Source organism: Okeania sp. SIO2B9, from assembly GCF_010672505.1.
Lineage (GTDB): Bacteria > Cyanobacteriota > Cyanobacteriia > Cyanobacteriales > Microcoleaceae > Okeania > Okeania hirsuta.
This window is the reverse complement of record NZ_JAAHGK010001447.1, coordinates 1-1,781: the sequence shown is the minus strand read 5'-3', so window position 1 is coordinate 1,781 and position 1,781 is coordinate 1. Positions and strand designations below refer to the sequence as shown.

Sequence of the window (1,781 nt, the reverse complement as noted above, 5' to 3'; positions counted from 1 at the left end):
CGTTTTAAGGAGCCTAACAACTATAAGGGTTCAGGAAACCGAAAAATTATGAAAAATGACTGCCAGAATCATAAAACCCAGATGGGTATTGAACTTGTAACTTCTTAAATAGATACCAAATGGCTTCTATAGGTTCGCAGGTTTAGGAATATGGCATTTTGACAAGATTAATTATCTAAGTCTAGGGGTAGAAAAATAGAGATTTTTTAGCAAAATTTTAGGTTTAATTAGGGTTTGCTGATTAAATCTAAAAGCATTGACATATAAAGGTTTTAGCATTTTTTAGTTGAAAAAAGTCCCAGCTTTGAGATCGCTTAGGTTCAAAAAATTAGCATTTTAGGCGCATAGTTGCGCAGAAAAATCAAGGGACTATTCTTCCTCCTACCTCCTCTATAATTCCCATTTCTCCTGACTTCCCCTCCTGGAAGGGGTTAGGGGTGGGTTGTCTCCTGACTCGGTCCTCCTACCCTCACCCATAAGACTTTTTCAGCAAACCCTAATTAAATCAAATAATATAGCAGTCGAAGTAAAGTTTAGAACATATCAAAAGCTTAAAACTCAAACAACGCAATATTTTTTTTCCTTCGCTTCTTCCTTCTTTCCTAGATAACTAAAATCTCCTTCCTTCTTCTGCTATATTAGACATTTATAGCAAATGAACAAACCTTTTTTCCCTTCTAGGAACATTCTATAAAATCTCCTTACCTTCTCTTTCCTCAGATTATTTATTTCTATTTTTTTAGGAATTTCTATTGTGAATAAGTCGATCGATAGAAATTGTATTTAGACTACAACCAGCTAAAAGTATGAAAAAAACTAGGCAATAAATAAGTTGAGAAGATGCTATATCCCACTGTTGTAATAAACAAACTCCAAACATTAACGGCATCATTAATAGAAAACCTGTAATAATTGCGTTCCGTGTTTGCAGCCCAATTATCATTAGAAACCCAGAAATTAATTCTACAGGAGTAGTTAAAGCAGCAAATGGTATAATCACAAAACTTGGTGCTAGTTCTTGAAATCTATCTACCATTGATTGGATAAATCCTCCCATATTTCCAATTCGGACTAGACCATGTACAAAAAAGTTGATTCCAAATACTATTCTTAATAATGTATAGGCTAAAGTTACATCTTTGCGTTTGAGAAAAATTGGAGTTTCAATGTTATTCATTCTGTCATTCCTGTGAGATTTGTCTCTACAAATATTGGCACTAGGTTCTCAGATATAACTCTAAATTTATCATAATACTATCTCCGCTTAATTCGCGTTCTAAAAACTTTCTCTTGCTAATATCATGTCCGGTTGAATACTTAATAAATAACGATGGAGTCAGGGGTCAGGAGTCAGGAGGGAAGAAGAAGGAAGTTTTTTATCGCGCTATTAAACGGATATGATATAGAAATCCTATTTCAGTTGCGGGTAAAAATATTTTTGAATTTAGAGAACCCTTAAGAAGGAACAAGGAATAGAGGTAAAATTTTCAGAGTTTTTATATATCATTAGATTTTTTACAAATGATTTATGATTGCTATATAATCCTCAGTTTTTGTTTTTTATACCCCCAATTCTCTATTTCCTATTACCCCTTAATAATTAATAATTAGGGTTTGCTGAAAAAGTCTTATTGGTGAGGGTAGGAGACAACCCACCCCTAACCCCTCCCAGGAGGGGAAGACAGGATAAATGGGTACTTAGAGGAGGTAGGAGTAAGAATTGTAAGAATGATTTTTCTGCCCAACTATGCGCCTAAAATACACTCCTTTTTGAGCGTGAA

General features: G+C 34.2%; 2 protein-coding genes. One reads left to right on the top strand and one right to left on the bottom strand.

Translation table 11 applies throughout. The features are described from left to right. Positions 1 to 739: 739 nt before the first annotated feature. Positions 740 to 1,177 carry a DoxX family protein gene (locus tag F6K13_RS31585; protein ID WP_124143926.1) on the bottom strand — a complete coding sequence of 146 codons (438 nt, stop codon included), beginning with the start codon at positions 1,175 to 1,177 and terminating at the stop codon, positions 740 to 742. Positions 1,178 to 1,631: 454 nt separating this feature from the next. Between F6K13_RS31585 and F6K13_RS31580 the strand changes: the two genes are divergently transcribed. Continuing rightward, positions 1,632 to 1,757, top strand: a complete 126-nt coding sequence (locus tag F6K13_RS31580; RefSeq protein WP_287289648.1) for a hypothetical protein — start codon at positions 1,632 to 1,634, stop codon at positions 1,755 to 1,757. Positions 1,758 to 1,781 lie beyond the last annotated feature (24 nt).